The sequence below is a fragment of the Streptomyces sp. NPDC087270 genome (genome assembly GCF_044744625.1).
Classification (GTDB): Bacteria; Actinomycetota; Actinomycetes; order Streptomycetales; family Streptomycetaceae; genus Actinacidiphila.
The window spans coordinates 240,177-266,626 of record NZ_JBIUYR010000014.1 but is presented as its reverse complement, the minus strand read 5'-3'; the positions used below and the strand labels follow the sequence as shown (position 1 = coordinate 266,626).

Below are 26,450 nucleotides of genomic sequence, written 5' to 3'. Positions count from 1 at the left end.
GGGGTGTCCCGATTCCGTGCGTACGGCCCGCGCCAGATCGACACGATCGCGGCGCGGTACGGCCTGCCCGACGAGCTCAGGAAGACGGTGCGGCTGGTCTCCCAGGTGCTCCCCTTCCGGGTGAACGAGTACGTCCTGTCGAACCTCATCGACTGGCAGAACCTCCCGGACGACCCGATCTACCAGCTCGTCTTCCCCCAGCAGGGGATGCTCTCCAGCGAGGACGAGAAGCGGCTGTCGGTGCTGCTGGACGCCGACGACACCGTCTCGCGCCGCGAGCTGACCGAGACGGTGAACTCGATCCGCGCGCGGCTCAACCCGCACCCGTCGGGGCAGATGCAGCTCAACGTGCCACAGCAGGACGGCGTCGAACTCAAGGGCATGCAGCACAAGTACCGCGAGACGGTGCTGTACTTCCCCGGCCACGGCCAGAGCTGCCACGCCTACTGCACGTACTGCTTCCGCTGGGCGCAGTTCGTCGGCGAGGCCGACCTGCGCTTCGCCGCGCCCGACCCCGGGCACCTGCTGACGTACCTCGGCGACCACCCGGACGTCAGCGACGTGCTGGTCACCGGCGGCGACCCCGCGATCATGTCCACCGACCGGCTGCGCAGCCACCTCGAACCGCTGCTGACGGTGGACACGCTGCGCACCATCCGGATCGGCACCAAGGCCGTGGCCTACTGGCCGCAGCGGTTCGTCACCGACCAGGACGCGGACGACCTGCTCCGGCTCTTCGAGCAGGTCGTCGCCTCCGGCCGCAACCTCGCGGTGATGGCGCACTTCAGCCACCCCCGCGAGCTGGAGACCGACATCGCGCGGCGCGCGGTGTCGCGCATCCGGTCCACCGGGGCCCTGGTGTACTGCCAGGCACCGCTCATCGCGCACGTCAACGACGACCCGCGGACCTGGGCGGAGCTGTGGCGCCGGGAACTGGCCGCCGACGCGGTGCCGTACTACATGTTCGTCGAGCGCGACACCGGCCCGCACGACTACTTCAAGGTCCCGCTGGCCCGTGCCGCCACCATCTTCCGCGAGGCGTACCGGACCCTGCCCGGCCTCGCCCGCACCGTGCGCGGCCCGGTGATGTCGGCGACCCCGGGGAAGGTCCTCGTCGACGGCGTCCAGGACACCCCCGAGGGGCGGTACTTCGCCCTGCGCATGGTGCAGGCCCGCGATCCCCAGCTGGTCGGGCGGCCGTTCCGGGCCCTGTACTCGCCGACCGCCTGCTGGATCGACGAGTTGGAGTGCGACCCCTCGACCCCGGAAGACATCGTCGCCGCCGTCGCGGGCCGGGTGCGGCACTAGGCGCGAGCCCCGACGGGCCGCGGGTGGCCCGCCCCGAACAGACTAAGGAGCCCGGAGCATGGCCGGTCGGAAAGTCTCGCCCAACCTGGAGCTCAACCGCATCGTGGACGAGCGGCGTGCCGTCGGCGAGTCACTCGTGCACCTGGGGTTCGGAGAGGCCCGCCTGCCCGTCTTCGCCCCCCTCGCGCGGCAGCTCGCCGCCGGGGCGGCGTACAACGCGTACGGCCCGGTGGCGGGCGGCCTGCCGGTACGGGAGGCGGTGGCGGGCTACTTCACCCGGCGCCGCCTGCCCACCGGGCCGGACCAGGTACTGGTGGCCCCCGGCAGCAAGCCGCTGCTGATGGGCCTTCAGCACGTGACCGGCGGCGAGGTGTACCTCCCCAAGCCGGCCTGGAACACCTACGCCCCGCAGGCCGCGCTCGCCGGCAAGCGGGCGATCGGGGTCCCCATCCCGCCGGAGAGCGGCGGCATACCGGACCCGGCCGTCCTGCGGGAGGAGTTGCGCGCCGCCCGCACGCGCGGCGCGACGCCCGGGATGGTGATCCTCACGCTGCCCGACAACCCCACGGGGACCATCGCCCCCGCCCGGCTGGTCCGGGAGGTGTGCGCCCTGGCGGAGGAGTACGACCTGCTCGTCGTCTCCGACGAGGTCTACCGCGACGTGATCCACGACCCGGCCACCGAGTTCCTCAGCCCCGCCGACGTGGTGCCGCACCGGACCGTGGTGACCACCGGCCTGAGCAAGAGCCTCGCCCTGGGCGGGTGGCGGATCGGCTGCGCCCGCTTCCCGGACAACCCGCTCGGCCGGCGGCTGCGCGACGACGTGGTCGCCGTCGGCAGCGAGGTGTGGTCGACGCTGGCCGCCCCCATGCAGGAGGTCGCCGAGTACGCCTTCTCCGAACCGCCGGAGCTGCGGGCCTGGCTGGGCCGCGCCGCCCGTCTGCACGGGACGGTGGCCCGGGCGGTACACGCCCTGCTCACCGACGCCGGCGCCTCCTGCCGGCCGCCGACCGGCGCGTTCTACGTCTACCCCGACTTCGAGCCGGTCCGGGACGCGCTGGCCCGGCGGGGCGTGACCGACTCGCCCTCGCTCTTCGCGCACCTGCTCGACGAGTACGGCATCGCCGTGCTGGCCGGTCACCAACTCGGCGACGACGAAGGGGCGTTGCGTTTCAAGGCGGCGACCAGCCTGCTGTACGGGCCGACCCGCGAGGAGCAGCAGGCGGCCCTCGACGCGGAAGACCCGCTGCGGCTGCCCCACGTGGACTCGGTACTGACCCGGCTGGCCGAGAGCTTCGCGAAACTCACCGCCTGAACCGCACGCCGGCACTCGCCGGCACCCGCCGGACCCGCCCGCACACCCCGGCAGACACCCCCAACCGTCAGGAGGACGAGCCGTGTCGGGAACCGACGAACGGACCGCGAACGCCGTGGCGTTCCCCGGCATGGGGCCCTCGCGCTACGCCGACGTGGCGAAGTTCATGCTGGTCAACCCCTGCGCCAGGGACCTGCTCGGGCGCGCGGAGAAGGTCCTCGACTACGACCTGCTCCAGCGCTACCGCGACGCCGACGACGACTACTCCGAGTACGCCCAGGTCGCCTTCCTCGTCAACTGCCTCGCGCTGGCCCAGTGGTCGGAGCGGACCATGGACGCGCCGCCCGTCGCCTGCGCCGGGGCGAGCTTCGGCGGGAAGGCCGCCGCCGTCCACGCGGGCGCCCTCGCCTTCGAGGACGCGGTGTGGATGACCGCCCGCATGGCCCGGTGCGAGACCGAGTACTTCGCCGAGCACCACCAGGACGTGGTCACCCACTCCTTCGCCCGCACCCCGTGGGAGACGCTCGATCCGATCCTGCGGGACCTGGCGGAACAGGGGGAGTGGTACGACATCTCCTGCTACATCGACGCCGACTTCTACATGGTCTCGCTGCGCGAGGAGAAGGTCGCCTGGCTGGAGGAGCGGCTGCGTGCCGCCTCCGGGCTGCCCATCTACACCATGCGCCCGCCCATGCACTGCGCCGTGTTCGCCCCGCTGCGCGACCGGGTCGAGGAGGAGGTCGTCGGGCGGCTGGAGTTCCGCGACCCCGAACTGCCCTTCGTCGCCGACCAGGACGGCTCGGTGCTGACCACGGCCGCGCAGGTGCGCGCGACCCTGCTGGACGGCTACGTGCGGCCGGTGCGCTGGCCGGCCGTGATCGAGGGCCTGCGCGGGCTGGGGGTGGGCCGGCTGCACGTGTGCGGCCCGGACGCGCTCTTCGGCCGGGTCGGCTGCACCGTCGCCGCGTTCGAGGTGGTCAACGTGCTGCCGAGGAACGTCATGCGGCCGCGCGGAGGACGGCCGGCCGCCTGATGGCAGTGGCCGGTACGACGGTCCGTCCCCGCCCCCCGGTGAGCCGGGCGGCGGGGACGGACGTCGGTCGTCGGCGGTGGCCGCCGGGGTCGGAGAGGTCAGCCGGCGGTGGACCGGGTCAGCTCGCACAGCCCGGACCACAGGACGTCCGGCGTGGCGAAGGTCTCGACCCGCATCATGTCGTTCACGAACCGCACGTTATACGTGTTCTCCAGAGCGGCCATCAGGCCGACCATACTCAACGAGTCGAGACCGAGGTCGCGCAGATCGCTGTTCTTCTCGATCGGCTGCTCCGGCGAGAGGAACGGAAGATAGGTGCGCAGAATTTTCTCGAACCGATCGTCCCACATGACGACTCCGAATTGTCGTGGACCCGAGCCACCGGGCGATGGCTCTCCTGTTCCATGATGCAAAGCCCGGGACGACTGCGGGCAACCCTTGCCACCCCCTATTCCCTGTGACCGGGAGCGAGAATGGACTCCATCGCCGAGCACGCCCTGTACGCGCGATTCCTCCGCGGGCTGCGCACATTTCCGCGGCGCCCCGCGCTGCGGGTCGGCACCCGGACCGTCAGCTACGAGGAGGCCCACGAGACGGCGCTGCGGTGGTCCGGCGCCGCGCTGGCCGCCGCCACGCCGCCGCCGCGCGCCGTCGGCGTGCTCACCGGCCGCAGCACCGACGCCTACCTCGCCGTCCTGGCCGCGCTCTACACCGGCGCCGCGGTCGTACCGCTGCACGCGGAGTTCCCGGTGGAGCGCACCCGCGAGATGCTGCGCGCCGCCGGGGTGTCGGTGGTCCTGGCCGACGAGCAGGGCCTGGCGACGCTGGCCGCCACCGGCCTGGACCTGCCGGCGGTGCCGGCCGCCGCGGCCCGCGGGCCGGCCGGCCGCGCGGCGGGCCTGGCCGCGCCGCGCCCGGTCGCCCCGGACGACACCGCGTACGTGCTGTTCACCTCGGGGTCGACGGGCCGGCCCAAGGGCGTGCCGATCACCCACGCCAACACCGCCCACTACTTCGGGCTGATGGACCGGCGCTACGACTTCACCGAGACCGACGTCTTCTCGCAGACCTTCGACCTCAACTTCGACTGCGCGATGTTCGACCTGTTCTGCGCCTGGGGAGCCGGGGCCCGGGTGCAGGCCATCCCGCCGCTCGCCTACCGCGACCTGCCGGACTTCCTCACGGAGTGCGGGATGACCGTCTGGTTCTCCACACCGAGCGTGGTCGCCCTGAGCCGGCGGCTGAGCGGCCTCGTCGCGGACTCGATGCCGACGCTGCGCTGGAGCCTGTTCGCGGGCGAGGCCCTGCGCCAGGCGGACGCCGAGGAGTGGCAGCGGGCCGCCTCCCGTTCGACGCTGGAGAACATCTACGGACCGACCGAACTGACCATCACCATCGCCGGTCACCGCTGGGACCCCGAGCGCTCGCCGGCCCGCTGCGTCAACGGCCTGGTGCCGATCGGAGCGGTGCACGCCGGCCACGACCACCTGCTGCTCGGGCCCGACGGCGGCGTCGACCCGACCGAGGGCGAACTGTGCGTCTGCGGGCCGCAGACCACCCCCGGCTACCTCGATCCGCGGGACGGCGAGGGGCGGTTCCTGGAACGCGCCGGAGCGGTCTGGTACCGCACCGGCGACCGGGTGCGGCGGCTGGACGGCGGCGAACTGGCCTACCTCGGGCGGCTGGACGCCCAGGTGCAGGTGCAGGGCTGGCGGGTGGAGCTGGCCGAGGTGGAGGCCGCGGCGCGCACCTGCGACGGCGTGGAGGACGCGGTCGTGGTGCCGAGGAGCACCGAGGACGGCACCGAACTGGTCGTCTTCTACACCGGAGTGCCCACCGCGCCGGCCGTGTTGGCCCGCCGGATGCGGGAGGTGCTGCCGAAGGGGATGCTGCCCCGGGAGTACCACCACCTGGCGGAGTTCCCGCTCAACGCCAACCGGAAGATCGACCGCAGGCACCTGGCGGGTCAGGCCGTACGCCCGGACTGACGCCCCGCGGGGCCCCGGCCAGCAGACCCGCCGCCCCCCCGCCGACAAGCCCGGCCCGCCCGATGTACGCATCGGGCGGGCCGGGCGCGTTGCTCTGTCCTCTGCTCAGCGGACCGGCGCCGCCGCGTACCGCTCGGCCAGCGCCGCCTTGTCGACCTTGCCGTTGGCGGTGATCGGCAGCCGGTCCACGATCCGGATGCGCGCGGGGGCCATGTAGGCGGGCAGGGCCTGCTTGCAGAAGACCGCGACCTCCGTCTCGCCGAACGGCGCCGCGTCCGAGGCGGCGACCACGAACGCGTGCAGCGCGAGTTCCCCGCCGTCCAGCGGATGCGCCAGCACCGTGGCCGCGGTGATGCCGGGGAACTCCAGAATCCGGCGCTCGACCTCGTCCAGCTCGACCCGGTTGCCGCGGATCTGCACCTGCGAGTCCTTGCGCCCGCAGAAGTGCACCTCGCCCCCGGGCCCGAGGTAGCCCAGGTCGCCGGTGCGCAACACGAGCCTGCCGGAGGCCGGTTCGAGCGGGTCGGGCACGAGCGCGGCGCGGGTGGCCTGCGGGTCATCCCAGTAGCCGGTGAACAGCGCCGGGCTGTAGAGGTGGATCTCGCCCAGCACGCCGGGCCCGTCCACCGGCTGCCCCGACTCGTCGAGGACGAGCATCTCGGCACCCGGGTGGGCGAATCCGATCGACAGCTCCCGCGTGTCCTCCGGGAGCGGGTTGGGCACGTCGGCGAAGGACGACGCCATCGACTCGGTGGCGCCGTAGCAGTTGATGATCCGGATGGTGGGCCGCAGCCGCTGGAGCGCGCGCAGCTCGGGCAGCGGGAACATCTCACCGCAGAACAGGATGCTCGCCAGGTGCTCCAACGCGGCCAGTTCCTCGGGCTCGTGGGTGAGCACGGGCCGCCAGATCGACGGCACGCCGTCGACGTGGGTGACCTCGGCCTCCCGCAGCAGCCCCAGGAACCGCCGGGGGAAGTGCAGCACCGCCCGCGGCACCGGCACCAGGGTCGCCCCGGTGCCGAGCGCCAGACCGATGTCCAGCAGCGAGAAGTCGAACTGCAGCGGCGAGGTGGTGGCCACGCGGTCGTCGGCGGTGATCAGCCGCTCCGCCAGCATGCCGCGGTAGAAGGAGGTGACGCCGCGGTGGCTCATCACCACGCCCTTCGGGCGCCCGGTGGTGCCCGACGTGAAGATCATGTAGGCGGTGTCGGTCTCCACCGCCACCTGGCGCCGGCGCGGGCGCCGGGCCGGCATCCGCTCGACGACCAGGCCGCCCGGCCCGAACCTGGCGGTGCCGAGATCGGCCGGCAGCCCCTCGCGCGGAGCGGGCGCCGCCCGCAGGTGCAGGGCGGGCCGCGCGGTGTCGATGATGGCGGCGAGCCGCGCCGGCGGGGTCTGCGGGCTCACCGGGATGAACGCGGCGCCCACCGTCGAGCAGGCGAGGAAGGCCGCGATGGCGGCGGCGGAGGTGTCGGACTCCAGCACCACCCGGTCCCCGACACCGATGGACAGATCAGCCAGGGAATTCGCGTATTCCCTTACCAGGGACTCCAGTCGGCGAAATGAGGTGGTAACCGCGCCGTCCGGCCCGTCGAATTCCATGACGGCGGGTCGGTCCGGAGTCGACCGCGCGGCGCTCAACATGAATTCATGAAGCAGCATTGCGGCAGCGTAGGCCAGGGCGGTTCCGAGCCGTCCCGGCCCGGCGGAAAGCTAGGGGTGCGTCCGGGCGGTCCGCCGAACCCGGCGGGCGGCTAGGGGGACCGAATAGGGGTGGGGACGGCAATGGTCGGCGCAGTACGCTCAAGCGCGTTTTGGGTCCCACCGTGCTCATGAATACGGCCGCATTGCACATATTGGGTGAGGGGAAACGAATGGCGTTCGCCCGCGCGCTGGAGGGGCTGCCCGCGACGGAGCAGACCAGGATGCTGCTCGACGTGGTGTCCGAGCAGATGCTGACGGTGCTGCGGCGGTCCGACGCCGAGGCGCCGGCCACCGTGGCGGCGCAGCGCCCGTTCCGCGAGCAGGGCCTGGACTCGCTCGGCCTGGTCGCACTCCATCTGCTGGTCAACACGGCCACCGGTCTCTCCCTGCCGCCGACCGCCGTCTTCGACCATCCGACGCCGGACGCCCTCGCCGCGCACCTGCGCCGCGAACTCCTCGGGCTCGGCGACGACCCGGCCGCCGCCACGAGCCCGTCGGCCGCGGCCCGTTCGGCCGCGACCGGGCCGGTCACGTCGGGGCCGGGGGAGGCCGTCGCCATCGTCGGCATCGGCTGCCGCTTCCCGGGCGGGGTGCGCTCCCCGGAGGACCTGTGGCGGCTGGTGGACGACGGCCGGCACGTGCTGACCCCGTTCCCCGAGGACCGCGGCTGGGACCTGGCGGCCCTGTACGACCCGGACCCCGACGCCCCCGGCACCACCTACGTCCGGCACGGCGGATTCCTCGCCGACGCCGCCCACTTCGACGCGGAGTTCTTCGGGATCGGGCCGCGCGAGGCGTCGGCGATGGACCCGCAGCAGCGGCTGGTGCTCCAGACCGCGTGGGAGGCGCTGGAGCACGCCGGCATCGACGCGCTGGGACTGCGCGGCGACGACTGCGGCGTCTTCGTCGCGGCCGAACCGCAGGAGTACGGCACGCGGCTGCACGAAGCGCCCGACGGGCTCGACGGATACCTGCTGACCGGCAACTCGCCCAGCGTCGTGTCCGGCCGGGTCGCGTACGCGCTCGGCCTGCAAGGGCCCACCCTCACCGTCGACACCGCCTGCTCCGGCTCCCTGGTCGCCCTCCACCTCGCACTGTCCGCCCTGCAACGCGGCGAGTGCTCGATGGCGCTGAGCGGCGGGGTGGCCGTCATGGGCAGCCCCGGCGTCTTCACCGCCTTCAGCCGGCAGCGCGGCCTGGCGCCCGACGGCGTGTGCAAGCCCTTCGCCGCCGCGGCCGACGGCACCGCCTGGGCCGAGGGCGTCGGCATCCTGGTGCTGGAGCGGCTTTCCGACGCCGTCCGCCTCGGCCACCCCGTGCGTGCCGTGATCCGCGGCTCGGCCGTCAACCAGGACGGCGCGAGCAACGGCCTGACCGCCCCCAACGGCCTGGCGCAGCAGCGCGTCATCCGGCAGGCGCTGGCCGCCGCCGGGCTCGACGCCGGCCAGGTCGACGCCGTGGAGGCGCACGGCACCGGCACCACGCTCGGCGACCCCATCGAGGCGCACGCGCTGCTGGCCGCCTACGGCCGGGACCGCGCCGCCGACCGCCCGGCGTGGCTCGGCTCGATCAAGTCCAACTTCGGCCACACCCAGGCGGCCGCGGGTACCGCCGGCGTCATCAAGATGGTGATGGCCATGCGGCACGGGCGGCTGCCCGCCACCCTGCACGTGGACCGGCCCAGCCCGCACGTCGACTGGTCCGCCGGAGGCGTCCGCCTGCTCACCGAGGCCCGGCCGTGGGACACCGGCGACGCCCCGCGCCGGGCCGCGGTCTCCGCGTTCGGCGTCAGCGGCACCAACGCCCACGTCATCCTCGAGCAGCCGCCCGCCGGGACCTTCGGCACGCGGGAGGAACGGCCCACCGCCCCCGGGCAGACCGGCGCCGACAGCGCCCGCGCGGACGCGCTGCTCGTACCGGCCACCGCGGCGCGGCCGCCACTGCCGGTGGTGCTGTCCGCCAAGAGCACGCCGGCCCTGCGGGAGCACGCCGGCCGGCTGCTGGAGCACCTCGCGCGGCAACCCGCGGACAGCCTCGCCGACATCGGGCTCTCCCTCGCCGCCGGCCGCGCCGCGCTCTCCCACCGGTCGGTCGTCGTCGCCGAGGACCGCGACGCCCTGGCCGACGCCCTGCGGGCGCTCGCCGCCGGCGAGGACGCCCCCGGCACGGTGCGCGCGCAGCCGCAACACGGGCGGCTCGCCTTCCTGTTCACCGGACAGGGCAGCCAGCGGCCGGCCATGGGCCGCACGCTCTACAGGGAGTACTCGGTCTTCGCCGACGCGCTGGCCGACGCCATCGGCCACCTCGACCTCCAGCTCGAACACTCGCTGTGGGACGTCCTGTTCGCCGCGCCGGACTCCCCGCACGCAGCGCTCCTCGACCACACCTCCTACGCCCAGGCGGCCCTGTTCGCCGTCGAGGTGGCGCTCTTCCGGCTGCTGGAGTCCTGGGGGGTGCGCCCGGACTACCTGGCCGGGCACTCCGTCGGCGAACTGGCCGCCGCCCACGTGGCGGGCGTGCTGTCGCTGGAGGACGCCGCCACCCTGGTGGCCGCGCGCGGCCGGCTGATGGGGGCGCTGCCCGCGGGCGGCGCGATGGCCGCGGTGGAGGCCACCGAGGAGGAGGCGCTGCGGCTGGTCGCCGAACTGCCCGGTGCCGCCGACCGGGTGGGCCTGGCCGCCGTCAACGGGTCTCGGGCAGTGGTGCTTTCCGGCGAGGAGGACACTGTCCAGGCCCTCGTGCGGCAACTCGCCGACCAGGGCCGGCGCACCCGGCGGCTGCGGGTCAGCCACGCCTTCCACTCGCCGCTCATGGAGCCCGTGCTCGCGGAGTTCCGGCGCGTCGCCGGCGTCCTGTCCTACCACCCGCCGGCTACGCCCGTCGTCTCCGCGGTCCACGGCCGCCTGGCCACCGCCGAGGAGCTGTGCGACCCGGAGTACTGGGTCGAGCACGTCCGGCGCACGGTCCGCTTCGACGACGTGCTCGGTTCCCTCGACGGCGCCGGGGTGCGCACCTGCCTCGAACTCGGCCCGGACGGCGTGCTGTCGGCGATGGCACGGGACCGCGCGGCGGACGCCGACGCCGACGCCGCCGACGATGGCAGCGACGGCGACGGTGGCGCGCCGGTCTTCGCGCCGGTGCTGCGCCGTGACCGCGACGAGGCGCGCGAGGTGCTGTCGGCGGTCGCGCTGGCCCACACCCGCGGCGTCCCGGTGGACTGGGCCGCCTGCTACGCCGGGCGCGACGCGCGGCGGGTGGACCTGCCGACCTACCCGTTCCAGACCCGCCCGTACTGGCTGACCGATGCCGCGCGGCACGGCACCGACGCCTCGGGCCTGGGCCAGATCCCCGCCGGGCACCCGCTGCTCGGCGCGGTGCTGCGGCTGGCCGGCGGCACGGGCACCGTGCTGACCGGACGGGTGTCCCCGCACTCGCACCCCTGGCTCGCCGACCACGTGATCGGCGGTGTCCGCCTCGTCCCCGGCACGGCCTTCGTGGAGCTCGCCGTCCGGGCCGGCGACGAGGCCGGCTGCGGGACGGTCGAGGAACTGACGCTGCACAGCCCGCTGGTGCTGCCCGACAGCGGCGCCGCCGCGTTGCAGGTCGTGGTCGGCGAACCCGACGCGGCCGGCCGCCGCGCGGTCGCGGTCCACTCGCGCCCGGAGCACGCGCCGCCGGACGCCCCATGGGTCCGGCACGCCGAAGGCGTCCTGGCCGCCGGGTCGTCGGCGCCCGACTCCTCGGCACCTGACTCCCCGGCGCCCAGCTCCCGTACGCCCGCCGCAGCAACGGCCGCCGGAACACCCGCCGCGGCGCCATGGCCCCCCGAGGGCGCGCGACCGCTCGACGTGAGCGGCCTCTACGACGACCTGGCCGACCACGGGTACGCCTACGGGCCCGCGTTCCAGGCGGTGCGCGCCGCCTGGCAGCACGGCGCGGAGATCCTCGCCGAGGTCGTACTCCCCGAAGCCGCGGGCGATGCGGCGGTGTTCGGGCTGCACCCGGCCCTGCTCGACGCGGCTCTGCACACCGCCGACCTGCTCGCGCCGGAGGAGGAGAAGGCGCGGCTCCGGCTGCCGTTCGCCTGGTCCGGAGTGACGCTGCACGCCGCCGGCGCGTCCTTCCTGCGGGTGCGGATCACGCCCGCCGGCACCGACACGCTGTCGCTGCGGCTCTCCGACGCGCAGGGGCGGCCCGTCGCCACCGTCGAGGGCTTCGCCCAACGGGCCGTCGACTCGGCGCAGTTGGCCGGGGCGGGCGCCGACGTGCCGCTGCGCGTCGAGTGGACCGCCGTCCCCGCCGGCCCGTCGCGGGCGACCGCCGGGTGGGTGTGCGCCGGGCCCGACCCGCTCGGGCTGGCAGCCGCGCTCGGCGCGCGACCCGCCGACGGCCCGGACGGGCTGTCCGGCGAGGCGGCTGGCGAGGCGGCCGGGGCGGTGTCCGGGGCGGTGTCCGGGGCGGTGGTGTTCGCGGCCCCCGCGACGCCGCAGGGCCCGGTCCCGCAGGCCGTACGGGCGGTCACCTCCTGGGCGCTGGAGCGGATCGGCCCGTGGCTGGCGGCCGATCACCCCGCCGCGTCCCGCCTGGTGGTGGTCACCCGCGGCGCGACCGCCGCCGTCCCGGGGGAGGAGGCCGACCTCGCCCAGGCGTCGCTGTGGGGGCTGCTGCGCTCCGCGCAGGCCGAACACCCCGGCCGGATCGTGCTGCTCGACCTCGGCGAGGACACCGGGCCCGAGGCCATACCCGGCGCCGTCGCCACCGGCGAACCCGAACTCGCCCTGCGCGGCGACCTCCTGCTGGCGCCGCGGCTCGCCGCCGGGCCGCGGCCCGACCCGGACGCGCCCTCGCCCTGGCCGGCCGACGGCACCGTGCTCATCACCGGCGGCACCGGCGGGCTCGGCGCGCTGGCCGCCCGCAGCCTGGTCACCGAGCACGGCGTGCGCCACCTGCTGCTCGCCGGCCGCCGCGGCGAACAGGCCCCCGGCGCAAAGGAGTTGCGCGAGGAACTGACCGCGGCCGGCGCGACCGTCACGATCCGCGCGTGCGACGTGGGCGACCGGCGGGCCCTCGCCGACCTGCTGGCCGCCATCCCGGCGGACCGTCCGCTCAGGGCCGTGCTGCACACCGCGGGCGTCATCGACGACGGCCTGTTCGCCGCCATGACCCCCGAGCGCGTGGACACCGTGCTGCGCCCCAAAGCGGACGCGGCCTGGCACCTGCACGAACTCACCCGTGACCTCGACCTGTCCGCCTTCGTGCTCTACTCCTCGGCGGCCGGTTTCCTCGACGGCGCCGGACAGGCCAACTACGCGGCCGCCAACGTCTTCCTCGACGCCCTGGCCGCCCACCGCCGGGCAGCCGGCCTGCCCGCCACCGCCATCGCCTGGGGCCTGTGGCCCGGCGACGCCGGCATGGGCGCCGCGCTGGACGCCGCCGCCCTGCGGCGCATCGCCCGGCTCGGCGTCGAACCCCTGACGGTGGCGGAGAACCTGGCCCGGCTCGACACCGCGGTCCGCACCGGCGAGCCGTACGCCGTGCCGCTGCGGGTGAACTCCCGCGCGCTGCGCGAGCGGCCGGACGGCGTGCCGCACGTGCTGCGCGGCCTGGTACGGGCACCGGCCCGGCGCACCGCGGCGGGCGAGGGCGGGCCGGGCGAGGGCGGCGCGGTCGCCGCCGAGCGGTCACTGGCCCGCCAGATCGCCGCCCTGCCCGAGGCCGACCGGGTCGCCGCCCTGCTGGACCTGGTGCGCGCCCAGGCGGCCGACGTCCTGGGGCACAGCGGGCCGCAGGACATCGACGCCAAGCGGGCCTTCAACGAGATCGGCTTCGACTCGCTGGCCGCGGTCGAACTGCGCAACCGGCTCAACGCGGCGACCGGGCTGCGGCTGACCGCCACGCTCGTCTTCGACCACCCGACACCGCGGGCCGTGGCCGAGCACATGGTGGCCAAGCTCTTCGACGCCGCCACCACCGCGGCCACCGTCCTTCCCGGCGCCCCCGCCGACCCCGAAGAGCCGATCGCCATCATCGCCATGAGCTGCCGCTACCCCGGCGGCGTCCGCTCCCCTGAGGAGCTGTGGCGGCTGGTGGCCGACGGCGCCGACGCCGTGTCGTCCTTCCCCGACGACCGCGGCTGGGACGTCGAGGCGCTCTACGACCCCGAGCCGGGCAAGCCCGGCAGGACCTCCACCCGCGAGGGCGGGTTCCTCTACGACGCCGCCGACTTCGACCCGGACTTCTTCGGCGTCAGCCCGCGCGAGGCGCAGGCGATGGACCCGCAGCAGCGGCTGCTGCTGGAGCTGTCCTGGGAGGTCTTCGAGCGGGCCGGCATCGACCCGCACGCCGCGCACGGCACGCCGACCGGGGTCTTCGCCGGCGTCATGTACCACGACTGGGCGGCCCGGATGGGCGACGTGCCCGAGGACGTCGCCGGGTACCTGGGCAACGGCGGCCTGGCGAGCGTCGTCTCCGGCCGGGTCGCCTACACCCTCGGCCTGGAGGGCCCCGCGGTGACCGTGGACACCGCCTGCTCCTCCTCGCTCGTGGCGCTGCACTGGGCGGCCCAGGCGCTCCACCAGGGCGAGTGCACCCTCGCCCTGGCCGGCGGGGTCACCGTGATGTCGACACCGGACACCTTCGTCGACATGAACCGGCAGCGCGGCCTGGCGCCCGACGGCCGCTGCAAGTCCTTCGCCGCCGCGGCCGACGGCACCGGGTGGGGCGAGGGCGCCGGCCTGCTCCTGCTGGAACGGCTGTCGGACGCGCGGGCCAACGGGCACCGGGTGCTGGCAGTCGTCCGCGGCTCGGCGGTCAACCAGGACGGCGCGAGCAACGGCCTGACCGCCCCCAACGGCCCCTCGCAGCAGCGCGTCATCCACCAGGCGCTCGCCAAGGCCGGACTGTCGCCGGCCGACATCGACGCCGTGGAGGCGCACGGCACCGGCACCACTCTCGGCGACCCGATCGAGGCCCAGGCGCTGATCGCCACCTACGGCGAGCAGCGTCCCGAGGACGGGACGCCGCTGCTGGTCGGCTCGGTGAAGTCCAACCTCGGCCACACGCAGGCCGCCGCGGGCGTGGCCGGCGTCATCAAGACGGTGATGGCGATGCGCCACGCCGAACTGCCCAGGACCCTGCACGTCGACGCGCCCTCGCCGCAGGTCGACTGGTCGGCCGGCACCGTGGAGCTGCTCACCGAGCCCCGCCCGTGGCCGGACCACCGCCGGCCCCGCCGGGCCGGCGTCTCCTCCTTCGGCATCAGCGGCACCAACGCGCACGTGATCCTCGAACACGTCCCGGCGGCCGAGGACGTGGCCGCGGCCGTCGCGGCTCCCGACGGCGGCGGCGACAAGGACGGCACCTCCCGTGCCACGGGCGGCGCGCTTCCCTGGCTGCTGTCCGGCCACACCCCGCAGGCGCTGCGGGCGCAGGCCGCCCACCTGCTCTCCTGGCTCGACGCGAACACCGGGCCGGGCGAGGACCCGACCACGGGCGAGACCCCGGACCCGACCACGGGCGAGGTCCCGGACACGAACGCGGGCGAGGTCCCGTTCACCGGGGCCGACGACCTGCTCGGCCCGATCGCGCGCACCCTGGCCACCGGCCGCGCCGCCCTGGAACACCGCGCCGCGGTCGTCGGCGCGGACCGCGCGCAGATCGTCAGCGGCCTGCGCGCCGTGGCCGACGGCGCCACGGCGCCGCACACGGCCACCGCCACACCCGTCACCGGCAAGGTCGCCTTCCTGTTCACCGGCCAGGGCGCCCAACACGCGGGCATGGGACGGGAGTTGTACGAACGCCACCCCGTCTTCGCCGCAGCCTTCGACGAGATCGCCGCCGCCCTCGACGAGCACCTGGAACGCCCGCTGGCGGAGGTCCTCCGGGACACCGACGCCACCGACCTGAACACGACCGCGTACGCCCAACCCGCCCTGTTCGCCGTCGAGGTGGCCCTCTTCCGGCTGCTGGAGTCCTGGGGGGTGCGGCCGGACTACCTCGCCGGGCACTCCGTCGGCGAGCTGGCCGCCGCCCACGTCGCCGGCGTGTGGACGCCGGCCGACGCCGCGCGGCTGGTCGCGGCGCGCGGCCGGCTGATGCAGGCCCTGCCGGTCGGCGGGGTGATGGTCGCCGTACAGGCCGGCGAGCGGGACGTGCGCCCGCTGCTCACGCCGGGCGTCGGGCTCGCCGCGGTGAACGCGCCGGCCTCGGTGGTGCTCTCCGGCGTCGAGCAGGAGGTCGTGGCCATCACCGCCCGCCTGGCCGCCGACGGCCGCAGGATCACCGGGCTGCACGTCAGCCACGCCTTCCACTCGCCGCTGATGGAACCGGTGGTGGCGGAGTTCGCCCGGATCGCCGGCAGCCTGGCGTACGCCCCCGCCACGGTGCCGATCGTCTCCACCGTGACCGGCACCCCCACCGACGACCTCGCCACGCCCGGGTACTGGGTGCGCCACGTCCGCGAGACCGTACGGTTCGCCGACGCGGTGCGCCACCTGCGGTCCCGAGGGGTGACGACGTTCGTCGAGATCGGCCCGGACGCGGTGCTCAGCGTCCTCGGCCCGCAGAACACCGGCGACGACCCCGACACCGACTTCGTGCCGCTCCTGCACCGCGGCCGTCCCGAGGCCGCCGAACTGGCCCTCGGAGTCGGCCGCCTCCACTCCCGCGGCACGACGGTCGACTGGCACGCCTTCTTCGCCGGGGTCCGGGACCGCCCGCTCGACCTGCCCACCTACGCCTTCCAGCGGCGCCGCTTCTGGCTGGACGCCGGCCGGCCCGCCGGCGACGTGTCGTCGGTCGGGCTCGGCACGGTGGACCACCCGCTGCTGGGCGCGGTGCTCACCGCCCCCGACGGGGACGGCGCGGTGCTCACCGGCCGGCTGTCGACCGCCACGCACCCCTGGCTGGCCGACCACGGAGTGCTGGGCGGCTGCCTGCTGCCGGGCACCGCCTTCGTGGAGATGGCGGTACGCGCCGGCGACGAGTTCGGCTGCGGCCGCGTCGAGGAACTGACGCTGCACGCCCCGCTGCTCCTGCCGGAAAGCGGCGGCGTCGCGGTCCAGGTGGTCGTCGGCGCCCGCCAGGACTCCGGCGGCCGGACGGTGCGGGTACACGCCCGCCCCGAAGGCCCGGACGGTGACGCGCCGTGGGTGCTGCACGCCGAGGGGACCGTCGTACCCGCGTTGCCCGCCCCGGCCCCCGAGGCCGGGCCGTGGCCGCCCGCCGGAGCCGTGCCGGTGGACGTCGCCGGCCTCTACGAACGCCTCGTGGACCGCGGTTACGCCTACGGCCCGGCCTTCCAGGGGCTCAAGGCTGCCTGGCGCGCGGACGACACGTGGTACGCCGAGGTGGAACCGCCCCAGGACGCGCTGGCCGACGCCGCCCGCTTCGGCCTCCACCCGGCGCTGCTGGACGCCGCCTCGCACGTGGACTTCCTTCCCCGCGACGGCGAGGCGGACGGCGACGGCACCCTCATGCCGTTCTCCTGGCGCGGCGTCACCCTGCACGCCTCGGGTGCCCGCGCGCTGAGGGTGCGGCTGCGCCCGGCAGGCGGCGCGGACGCCACGGCCCTGGACCTCGCGGACGCCGCCGGGCAGCCGGTCGCCACGGTCGAGTCCCTGGTGGCCCGGCCGGTCACCGCGGACCGGCTCGGCGCCCGTGGCACGGACGCGCCGGACCCCGTGCTGCGCGTGGAGTGGACACCGCTCACGGTCGCGGCGGGCCCGACCGCCCCCCGCGTCGCGCTCCTCGGCGACGCGCCGTTCGCCGCCACGGCCGAGCGGTACGCCGACATCGCGGCGCTGCTGGCCGCACTCGACGCGGGGGCGCCCGCGCCGGACCTCGCCGTGCTGCCGACGCAAGCGTCGATACCGGTGCCGGCCGGCCCCGGGCCGGTGGCGGTGACCGAGGCACTGCGGGCGACCTGCGGGACCGCGCTGGACGCGGTGAACGCCTGGCTCGCCGACGACCGGCTCACCTCGACACGGCTGGCGGTGACGACCTCCGCGGCGGTGACCATAGGCGCGGGCGACGCCCCCGGCGACCTCGTCCAGGCCCCGGTGTGGGGCCTGGTGCGGGCCGCGCAGGCCGAACACCCGGGCCGGTTCGTCCTGGTGGACACCGACGGCACGGCGGCCTCGGACCGGGCGCTCGCCGCCGCGGCCGTCTCGGGCGAGCCCGAGACGGCGCTGCGCGACGGCGCGGTCCACGTGCCGCGGCTTGCCCGGGCCGCGGCCGGCGCGGGCGACGAGACCGCCGGCGTGGTCCTCGACCCGCGGGGGACCGTCCTGGTCACCGGCGGCACCGGCGGGCTCGGCGCCCTCGTCGCGCGGCACCTGGTCGCCGAACACGGCGTCCGCTACCTGCTGCTGGCCGGCCGGCGTGGCGCCGCCGCCCCCGGAGCCACCGCGCTGCACGAGGAACTGGCCGGGCTGGGCGCGCACGTCACCGTCGCCGCGTGCGACGTGTCGGACCGCCGGGCCCTGGCCGGTCTGCTCGCCGCCGTCCCCGCCGAGCACCCGCTGACCGCCGTGGTGCACGCCGCCGGGGTGCTCGACGACGGCCTGGTCGGCACGCTGACGCCCGCGCGCCTCGACCGGGTGCTCGCCGCGAAGGCCGACGCCGCCTGGCACCTGCACGAGCTGACCCGGGACACCCCGCTGCGCGCGTTCGTCCTGTTCTCCTCCGCCGCCGGCACCCTCGGCGCCGCCGGCCAGGCCAACTACGCCGCCGCCAACGTCTTCCTGGACGCGCTCGCCCGGCAGCGCGCCGCCGCGGGACTGCCCGCCGTGTCGATGGCGTGGGGCCTGTGGGCCCACGCGGCCGGGATGGGCGGGCGGCTGGCCGAGGCCGAGGTCCGGCGGATGCGCAGGGAGGGCTTCCCGCCGCTCGCCGACACCGACGGCCTCGACCTCTTCGACCGGGCCCTGCGGGCCGGCGAGCCGGCCCCGCTGCTGGTGCGCCTGGACCTGCCCGCGCTGCGGGCCCGCGCCGCGGCGCCCACCGGTTCCGTACCGCACCTGCTGCGCGGCCTGGTCCGGGGACCGGCGAGGCGCGCCGCCGGCGACGCCCCGGCGGGCGCCGCGGGGCCGACCGACCGGATCGCCGCCATGCCGCCCGAGGCCCGCGCCCGCTTCGTGCTCGGCCTGGTGCGCGCCGAGGTCGCCGACGTGCTCGGGCACGACTCCGCGGCGGCGGTCGAACCGTCCCGGGCCTTCACCGAGTTGGGCTTCGACTCGCTGGCCGCGGTGGAACTGCGCAACCGCCTCGGCACGCGCACCGGGCTCGCCCTGCCCGCCACCCTCGTCTTCGACCACCCCAACGTGCGGGCCCTCGCGGACCACCTGCTCGCCCGGCTGACCGGCACCGGCACCGACGCCGAACCCGTGGCCGCGGACACCGCGGACCGGCCCGGCGACGAGCCGATCGCGATCGTCTCGATGGCCTGCCGCTTCCCCGGCGGCGTGGAGACCCCGGAGGACCTGTGGCGGCTGGTCGCCGACGGCGTGGACGCGATCGGCGACTTCCCGTCCGACCGCGGCTGGGACACCGACGCGATCTACGACCCCGAACCCGGGCTGCCCGGGAAGACCTACGTGCGGCGCGGCGGCTTCCTGCGCGACGCGACCGGGTTCGACCCCGAACTCTTCGGCATCATGCCCCGCGAGGCCGTCGCGATGGACCCGCAGCAGCGCCTGCTGCTGCACGGCGCGTGGGAGGCGTTCGAACGGGCCGGCATCGACCCGTCGTCCGTCCGCGGCAGCCGCACCGGGGTCTACGTCGGCGTGATGTACCACGAGTACGCCAGCCGGCTGCGCGACGTGCCCGACGACCTCTTCCCGTACCTGGGCAACGGCAGCGCCGGCAGCGTCGCCTCCGGCCGGATCGCCTACGCGCTCGGCCTGGAGGGGCCGGCGGTCACCGTCGACACGGCGTGCTCCTCCTCCCTCGTCGCCCTGCACACCGCCTGCCAGGCGCTGCGCCAGGGCGAGGTGGGCATGGCGCTGGTCGGCGGGGTCACCGTGCTGCCCACGCCGGAGGTCTTCGTGGAGTTCAGCCGCCAGCGCGGGCTCGCCGCCGACGGCCGCTGCAAGCCCTTCGCCGCCGCCGCCGACGGCACCGCGTGGTCCGAGGGCCTCGGCCTGCTGCTGGTCGAGCGCCTCTCCGACGCCCGGCGCCACGGCCACCCCGTCCTGGCCGTGATCCGCGGCTCCGCGGTCAACCAGGACGGCGCGAGCAACGGCCTGACCGCGCCGAGCGGACCGTCGCAGCAGCGGGTGATCCGGCAGGCGCTGGCCGCGTCCGGTGTGGCCGCCGCCGACGTGGACCTGATCGAGGGCCACGGCACCGGCACCCGGCTGGGCGACCCGATCGAGGCGCAGGCCCTGCTCGCCACCTACGGCAAGGACCGCGCCGCGGACCGCCCGGCGTGGCTCGGCTCCGTCAAGTCCAACATCGGGCACGCCCAGGCCGCCGCCGGCGTCAGCGGCGTCATCAAGTCGGTGATGGCGCTGCGGCACCGCCTGATGCCCAGGACCCTGCACGTCGACCGGTCCACCCCGCAGGTGGACTGGGCCGGCGGCGTCGAGCTGCTGACCGAGGCCCGCGCGTGGCCCGGGACGGACCACCCGCGCCGCGCCGCCGTCTCCTCCTTCGGGCTGAGCGGCACCAACGCGCACGTCATCCTCGAAGAGGCCGCCGCCACCGACACGGCCGCCGTCATCGCACCGGAGGACCCGGCCGACCGGGACGTCCCGCCGCCCGGCGAGGGCTCCGCGCGGCCGTGGACCGCGCCGGTCCCGCTGCTGCTGTCCGCCCGGACCGCCGACGCCCTGCCGGGCCAGGCCCGCCGCCTCGCCGCGCACCTCGCGGACCCCGCCGCCCCCTCGCTGCTGGACGCGGGCTTCTCCCTCGCCACGTCGAGGGCCGCGCTGGACCACCGGCTGCTGCTGCCCGCCACCGACCCGGACGCGGCGCTGCGCGCGCTGGCCGCCGTCGCCGCGGGCGAGGCGCCGGCCGAGGCGATCACCGGCGCGGTGCGGACCGCGGGCGCCACCGCCTTCGTCTTCACCGGCCAGGGCGCCCAGCACCTCGGCATGGGCCGCCGCGCCCACCAGGCGTTCCCCGTGTTCGCGGCGGCGCTCGACGCGGTCTGCGCGGAACTGGACCGGCACCTGGACCGGCCGCTGCGCGAGGTCATGTGGGGCGACGACGAGGAGGCCCTGAACGCGACCGGCCACGCCCAGCCCGCGCTGTTCGCCGTCGAGGTGGCGCTGTTCCGGCTGTGGGAGTCGTGGGGGGTGCGCCCGGACTTCCTGGCCGGCCACTCCGTCGGCGAACTGGCCGCGGCCCACGTCGCCGGGGTGCTGTCCCTCGCCGACGCGGCGACGCTGGTCGCCGCCCGCGGGCGGCTCATGCAGGCGCTGCCGCCCGGCGGGGCGATGGCCGCGATCCAGGCCACCGAGGAGGAGGTGGCGGCGGTCCTGTCCGGGCCGGCCGGCATCGCCGCCGTCAACGACCCGGCGTCGGTGGTCGTGTCCGGGCCGGAGCAGGCGGTCGCCGACGTCGTCGGCCACTTCGCGGCCGCCGGGCGCAGGACGAGCCGCCTGCGCGTCAGCCACGCCTTCCACTCGCCGCTGATGGAGCCCATGCTGGCCGAGTTCGGCGCCGTCGCCGCCGGCCTGACCTACGCCGCCCCGGCCGTCCCGGTCGTCTCGAACGTGACCGGGGAACTCGCCACCTCCCTGGACACCCCAGCGTACTGGGTGCGCCATGTACGGGAGGCGGTGCGCTTCGCCGACGGGGTGCGCTGCTTGCGCGCGCAGGGCGTGGACCGGTACCTCGAACTGGGCCCGCGCGGGGTGCTGTCGGCGATGGCCGCGGCCACCCTCGCGGACGGCGCGGACACCGATACCCGTACCGGCACCGACTTGGAGCCGGTCGTCGTGGCGGCGCTGCGCAAGGACACCGACGAGGCGCACAGTCTCGTCGCCGCGCTCGCCCGGCTGCACGCGGCCGGCACCCCCGTCGACTGGCGCTCCTTCTACGCCGGTTCCGGCGCCCGCCGGGTCGACCTGCCCACGTACGCCTTCCACTCCCGGCGGTTCTGGCTCGACGCCGGACCGGATGCCGCGCCCCCGGCGACCGGCGGCCCGGCGACCGCCGACCCGGCACGGCTCGGGCAGGCCGCCGGCGGGCATCCGCTGCTCAGCGCGGTGCTGGAGACGCCGGAGGACGGGGGAGCGGTCCTCACCGGCCGGGTCTCGCTCGCCTCGCACGCCTGGCTCGCCGACCACGACGTGCTGGGCACGCCCCTGATGCCGGGCACCGCCTTCGTGGAGATGGCGTTGCGGGCCGGGCGCGCGGTGGGCTGCGCGACGCTGGACGAACTCGTCGTCGAGCGGCTGCTCCCGCTGCCGGCGAGCGGCGGCGTGGCCGTACAGGTCGCGGTCGGCGCGGCCGAGGAGGACGGCACGCGCCGGTTGACGGTCCACTCCCTCGCCGAGAGCGCCGCCCCGGGCAGCGGCTGGACCCGGCACGCCCAGGGACGGCTGTCGGCTCGCGACGCGGCGGCCGGCGATCCGGACCTCGCGGTGTGGCCGCCGGTCGGCGCCCAACCGGTCGACATCGCCCGCCTCTACCCCGCGCTGGCCGAACGCGGCTACCGCTACGGGCCGATGTTCCGCTGCCTGCGCGCGGTGTGGCGGCAGGACAAGGAGGTCTACGCCGAGGTCGCGCTGCCGGCCGAAGCCGCCGCGGACGCCGCCGGGTTCGGCCTGCACCCGGCGCTGCTGGACGCCGCGCTGGGCGCCACGGACTTCCTCGCCGGACGCACCCCGTGGGACACCGGCGGCTCCCCGCTGCCGTTCGCCTGGAGCGGGGTCGGCCTTCGGGCGCACGGCACGGACCGGCTGCGGGTCCGCCTGACCTGGCTCTCCTCGGACGAGGCGGCCGGCTCGGAGTCGGTCGCGCTGCGGCTGGCCGACGGCGCCGGCCGGCCGGTGGCCACGGTGGAGTCGCTGGCCGTCCGCGCGGTGACCGCGGAGCAGGTCGCCGCCGCCTCGGGCGTGGCCGAACCCGGCCCGGCCGACCAGGTCTTCCGGCCCGGCTGGGCGGAGACGGAGCCGGCCGCCGGGTCCGAGCCGTCCGGCCGCTGGGCGGTGCTCGGCGGCGACGGGACGTGGACGGACGCGCTCGGCGCGGCGGTGACCTCGTACGCCGACGTGTCCGCGCTGGCCGCCGCCGTAACGGCGGGTGCGCCGCTGCCCCGGGCCGTGGTCGCGCCGTGTGCCGCGTCCGCCGGCGACACCCCGCAGGCGGTGCGGGAGGCGGCCGAAGGCACCCTGACCCTCCTTCAGGAGTGGTTCGGGCACGCGGTCCTGGCCGACGCGGTCCTGGTGGTCGCCACCCGGCACGCGGCCGCGTTCGACGGCGGCGCCGTCGATCCGGCGCAGGCGTCGCTGGGCGGCCTGGTGCGCGCCGCGCAGGCGGAGCACCCCGGCCGGGTCGTCCTCGCCGACCTCGACGGCTCGCACCGGGCGGTTCGGGCGCTGGTCGGGGCCGTCGCCGGCGGCGAACCGGAGGTGGCGGTGCGCGGCAGCCGGGTGTTCGTGCCGCGGCTGGAGCCGGTGCCGGCGCCCCCGACGGGAGCCGGGTCGCCGTGGGACGCGGACGGGACCGTGCTGGTCACCGGCGCGACCGGCGGCCTGGGGCCGCTCTTCGCCCGGCACCTGGTCGCCGAACACGGCGTGCGGCACCTGCTGCTGACCAGCCGGCGCGGGCCCGACGCCCCCGGCGTGGACGCCCTGCGCGCCGAACTGGCCGCGCTGGGAGCCGACGTGACGGTGACCGCGTGCGACGCCGCCGACCGCGACGCGCTCGCGGCGCTGCTGGCGGCGGTGCCCGCCGACCACCCGCTGACGGCCGTGGTCCACGCGGCCGGCGTCCTGGACGACGCCCTGCTCGGCTCGATGACGCCGCGGAAGCTTGCGGCCGTGCTGCGGCCGAAGGTCGACGCGGCCTGGAACCTGCACGAACTGACCCGCGACCTGCCCCTGTCGGCGTTCGTGCTGTTCTCCTCCGCGGCCGGCTTCCTGGACTCCGCGGGCCAGGGCAACTACGCCGTCGGCAACCTCTTCCTCGACGCGCTGGCCCGGCGCCGCAGGGCCGCACGGCTCCCGGCGACGTCCCTGGTGTGGAACCTGTGGGAGTCCGACGGCGGCGGCATGGCGGCCCGCACGGACGAGTCCGTCGGCCGCCGCCTGCTGCGGATGGGCATGCCGCCGATCCGCCCCGCCGAGGGCCTGGCCCTGTTCGACGCGGCGATGCGGCTGGCCGAACCGGTGCTGGTGCCCCTGCCGGTGGCCCGGGCCGGCAGCGGCCTCTCACCCGACGACGTGCCCCGCGCGCTGCGTGCCGTCCTTCCCGCGCCGGCCCGTGCGCTGCCGTCCGCGGACGGCGTCCGGTCCGCCGCGGCATCGCCGGCGGCGGGCGAACCGGCCGCCGAGGGGCCCTCGCTGCCGGAGCGGCTGGCCGGCGCCACCGACGCGGAGCGGCAGCGCCACCTGCTGGACCTGGTCCGCGAGCACGTCGCCGTGGTGCGGCACGACGAGCCCGCCGCGGTCGAACCCGGCAAGGGCTTCACCGAGATGGGCCTGGACTCGCTCGCCGCGATCGAACTGCGCAACCGTCTCGCCACCGCGACCGGCCTGCGGCTGCCGGCCACCTTGATGTTCGACTACCCGACACCGACGGAGCTGGCCGAGTTCCTGCTCGCCGAACTCCTCCCCGACATCCCGCAGGCCCCGGCCGAGTCCGCCCTCGACGACGAGGCGGTCCGTACGGCCCTGCTCGCCATCCCGGTGGGACGGCTGCGCGAGTCCGGGCTGCTGGAGCGGCTGCTCACCCTCACCGGGCCGCCGCAGCCTGAGGCCGCGGCCGAGGCCGCGCCGGGAGACGGCGCCGGCGCCGCGCCGGACGCCGACGCCCTCAAGACCATGGCGGTCGACGACCTGGTCCGCACCGCACTCGCCGCAGCCGAGTCGAACCGAGCCGGAGGCTGACCCAGATGGAAGTGGACCGGATAGTCGAAGCGCTGCGCAAGTCGCTGATCGACAACGAGCGCCTGCGCGAGCACAACGAGGAACTGGCGAGGGCCGCCGCCGAACCGATCGCGGTCATCGGCATGGCCTGCCGCTACCCGGGCGGCGCCGACTCCCCCGAGGGGCTGTGGCGGCTGGTCGCCGAAGGCCGCGACGCCGTCACCCTCTTCCCGGGCGACCGCGGCTGGGACACCGCCGGCATCTACGACCCCGAGCCCGGGGCGCCGGGCAAGAGCGTCACCCGCGAGGGCGGGTTCCTGCACCAGGCGGGCGACTTCGACGCCGACCTGTTCGGCATCTCCCCGCGCGAGGCCCAGGAGATGGACCCGCAGCAACGGGTGCTGCTGGAAGTGACCTGGGAGGCCGTCGAGAACGCCCGGATCGACCCGCTGTCGCTCAAGGGCAGCCGGACGGGGGTCTTCGCCGGGCTGATGTACCACGACTACGACGGCGCCGACGGCAGCGGCAGCCTGGTCAGCGGCCGGGTCGCGTTCACCCTCGGCCTGGAGGGGCCGGCCGTCACCGTGGACACCGCCTGCTCCTCCTCGCTGGTCACCGCGCACCTGGCCGGCCACGCGCTGCGCACCGGGGAGTGCTCGCTGGCGCTGGCGGGCGGCGTGACGGTGATGTCGACGCCGGAGACGTTCGTCTACTTCAGCAAGCAGCGCGGGCTGTCCCCGGACGGGCGCTGCAAGTCCTTCGCCGCGTCCGCGGACGGCACCGGCTGGGGGGAGGGCGCCGGCGTCCTGGTGCTGGAGCGGCTGTCGGACGCGCTGCGCAACAACCGCCGGATACTGTCGGTGATCCGCGCCTCGGCGACCAACCAGGACGGCGCCTCCAGCGGCATCACCGTCCCCAACGGCCCGTCGCAGCAGCGCCTGATCCGGCAGACCCTGGCCGCCGCCGGCCTGCGGCCCGACGACGTGGACGCCGTCGAGGCGCACGGCACCGGCACCCGGCTGGGCGACCCGATCGAGGCGCAGGCCCTGCTGGCCACCTACGGCCGCGACCGGCCCGACGACCGGCCGCTGTGGCTCGGCTCGGTCAAGTCCAACATCGGCCACACCCAGGCCGCCGCCGGGGTCGCCGGCATCATCAAGATGACCCAGGCGATCCGGCACGGCCTGCTGCCGATGACGCTGCACGTCGACGAGCCCACCCCGCAGGTCGACTGGGGCGCCGGCGCGGTACGGCTGCTGACCCGGCCCGAGCCGTGGCCCGAGACCGGCCGGCCGCGCCGCGCCGCCGTCTCCTCGTTCGGCATCAGCGGCACCAACGCGCATCTGATCGTGGAGCAACCGCCGCCCGACAACGCCCACCTGACCGTGGAACAGCCGCCGGCCGGCAGCGCGGAGGTGCCGCGGTGACGACAGCGCGCACCTCCGTGCAGCGCCCCGGGCCGACCGCCGCGACGCAGCCGGACCCCGCCGTGTTCCGGCAGGTCCTGGGCTTCTTCTGCACCGGCGTCACCGTCATCACCGCCGCCGACCGCGGCCGGCCGGCCCCGGTCGGCCGGACGGCCGTCGAACCGGTCGGGTTCACCTGCCAGTCCTTCGGATCGCTCTCCCTCGACCCGCCCCTGGTGGTCTTCTCCGCCTCGCGCGACTCCACCTCCTGGTCGCGTATCCGCTCCTCCGGCGCCTTCTGCGTCAACGTCCTCGGCAGGGACCAGGAGGCGCTGTGCCGGGCCTTCGCCGTGAGCGGCGCCGACAAGTTCGCCGGCGTCGAGTGGAGCCCGGGCCCGGCCACCGGCTCGCCCCGGATCGCCGGGTCGGTGGCCTGGGTGGAGTGCGTCATCGAGGCCGTCCACCCGGGCGGCGACCACAGCATCGTGGTGGGCGGGGTACGGGCCCTGGACATCGCCGACTCGCCCGTGGAACCCCTGCTCTTCTACCGCTCCGCCTTCCGCGGTATGGCCCCTAGCGGACCAGGGGTCACCCCGGCACCCCCCTGATGCGGCCGCGGCCACCCCAGAGCGCCGCCGGGTCCGGCCGGAGCCGGTG

8 protein-coding genes and 1 pseudogene are annotated in these 26,450 nt (G+C 76.0%); 7 read left to right on the top strand and 2 right to left on the bottom strand.

Translation table 11 applies throughout. From position 1 onward, the window contains the following. Nucleotides 1–3 precede the first annotated feature (3 nt). The 3 genes from ACIPAE_RS26860 (at nucleotide 4) to ACIPAE_RS26850 (ending at nucleotide 3,656) form a co-directional block, all read left to right on the top strand. Nucleotides 4–1,308: a KamA family radical SAM protein gene (locus ACIPAE_RS26860; protein ID WP_402448476.1), complete on the top strand. Its 1,305-nt coding sequence runs from the start codon at nucleotides 4–6 to the stop codon at nucleotides 1,306–1,308. Nucleotides 1,309–1,366: 58 nt separating this feature from the next. Further along, nucleotides 1,367–2,623, top strand: coding sequence for a pyridoxal phosphate-dependent aminotransferase (locus tag ACIPAE_RS26855; RefSeq protein WP_329362533.1), 1,257 nt, complete (start codon nucleotides 1,367–1,369; stop codon nucleotides 2,621–2,623). Between the two features lie 166 nt (nucleotides 2,624–2,789). Next, nucleotides 2,790–3,656 carry an ACP S-malonyltransferase gene (locus ACIPAE_RS26850; protein WP_328474771.1) on the top strand — a complete coding sequence of 289 codons (867 nt, stop codon included), beginning with the start codon at nucleotides 2,790–2,792 and terminating at the stop codon, nucleotides 3,654–3,656. 98 nt (nucleotides 3,657–3,754) lie between these two features. On the opposite strand, the gene ACIPAE_RS26845 is transcribed toward ACIPAE_RS26850, so the two are convergent. Next, on the bottom strand, nucleotides 3,755–4,006 hold the full coding sequence (locus ACIPAE_RS26845; RefSeq protein WP_328472139.1) for a phosphopantetheine-binding protein: 252 nt from the start codon (nucleotides 4,004–4,006) through the stop codon (nucleotides 3,755–3,757). A 123-nt stretch (nucleotides 4,007–4,129) separates the two neighbouring features. On the opposite strand from ACIPAE_RS26845, the gene ACIPAE_RS26840 reads away from it, so the two are divergent. Next, the gene (locus ACIPAE_RS26840) at nucleotides 4,130–5,644 is read left to right on the top strand and encodes an AMP-binding protein (RefSeq protein ID WP_402448472.1); all 1,515 of its coding nucleotides are present in this window, start codon (nucleotides 4,130–4,132) and stop codon (nucleotides 5,642–5,644) included. A 105-nt stretch (nucleotides 5,645–5,749) separates the two neighbouring features. Here the strand turns inward: ACIPAE_RS26840 and ACIPAE_RS26835 are convergent, their stop codons facing one another. After that, nucleotides 5,750–7,306 (bottom strand): AMP-binding protein, encoded by a 1,557-nt coding sequence (locus tag ACIPAE_RS26835; RefSeq protein ID WP_329362527.1) that lies wholly within the window; start codon nucleotides 7,304–7,306, stop codon nucleotides 5,750–5,752. A gap of 212 nt (nucleotides 7,307–7,518) precedes the next feature. On the opposite strand from ACIPAE_RS26835, the gene ACIPAE_RS26830 reads away from it, so the two are divergent. From ACIPAE_RS26830 to ACIPAE_RS26820, 3 genes and pseudogenes are all read left to right on the top strand, one after another. Next, nucleotides 7,519–24,408 carry a type I polyketide synthase gene (locus ACIPAE_RS26830; RefSeq protein ID WP_402448468.1) on the top strand — a complete coding sequence of 5,630 codons (16,890 nt, stop codon included), beginning with the start codon at nucleotides 7,519–7,521 and terminating at the stop codon, nucleotides 24,406–24,408. A gap of 11 nt (nucleotides 24,409–24,419) precedes the next feature. Next, nucleotides 24,420–25,790, top strand: a pseudogene (locus ACIPAE_RS26825) (type I polyketide synthase); the annotation flags it as partial. A 20-nt stretch (nucleotides 25,791–25,810) separates the two neighbouring features. Then, nucleotides 25,811–26,401, top strand: a complete 591-nt coding sequence (locus ACIPAE_RS26820; RefSeq protein ID WP_366413494.1) for a flavin reductase family protein — start codon at nucleotides 25,811–25,813, stop codon at nucleotides 26,399–26,401. The last annotated feature ends 49 nt before the right edge of the window (nucleotides 26,402–26,450 follow it).

Coding starts and splice junctions, on each gene's coding strand:
- ACIPAE_RS26830 (WP_402448468.1), top strand. CDS start 7,519: ATGGCGTTCGCCCGCGCGCTGGAGGGGCTGCCCGCGACGGAGCAGACC.
- ACIPAE_RS26845 (WP_328472139.1), bottom strand. CDS start 4,006: ATGTGGGACGATCGGTTCGAGAAAATTCTGCGCACCTATCTTCCGTTC.
- ACIPAE_RS26840 (WP_402448472.1), top strand. CDS start 4,130: ATGGACTCCATCGCCGAGCACGCCCTGTACGCGCGATTCCTCCGCGGG.
- ACIPAE_RS26855 (WP_329362533.1), top strand. CDS start 1,367: ATGGCCGGTCGGAAAGTCTCGCCCAACCTGGAGCTCAACCGCATCGTG.
- ACIPAE_RS26835 (WP_329362527.1), bottom strand. CDS start 7,306: ATGCTGCTTCATGAATTCATGTTGAGCGCCGCGCGGTCGACTCCGGAC.
- ACIPAE_RS26850 (WP_328474771.1), top strand. CDS start 2,790: ATGCTGGTCAACCCCTGCGCCAGGGACCTGCTCGGGCGCGCGGAGAAG.